Origin of the sequence: Cedecea sp. VD22, from assembly GCF_037150195.1 — a bacterium.
Classification (GTDB): Bacteria; Pseudomonadota; Gammaproteobacteria; order Enterobacterales; family Enterobacteriaceae; genus Cedecea.
The window spans coordinates 1-255 of the sequence record NZ_JBBCPX010000083.1 but is presented as its reverse complement, the minus strand read 5'-3'; the positions used below and the strand labels follow the sequence as shown (position 1 = coordinate 255).

Here is a 255-nt window from a genome sequence, read left to right as displayed (position 1 = left end):
ATGATTTCACGAAGGAGTGTCTGACGATCACCGCTGCTTTCGGTATTTCAGGCGTTCAGGTCACGCGTATTCTGGACAGCATCGCGTTGTTTCGGGGGTATCCGACGACAATAAGAACCGATCAGGGTCCGGAATTTACCTGCCGCGCGCTCGATCAATGGGCCTTTGAGCATAGTGTGGAACTCCGGCTTATCCAGGCAGGTAAGCCAACGCAGAACGGATTTATTGAGAGTTTTAACGGACGCTTTCGCGATG

Annotated in this window: 1 protein-coding gene; it reads left to right on the top strand. The window is 52.2% G+C overall.

From position 1 onward, the window contains the following. The coding region (locus WFK85_RS23570) for a DDE-type integrase/transposase/recombinase (RefSeq protein ID WP_336710434.1) at nt 1-255 on the top strand (255 nt) is incomplete at both ends.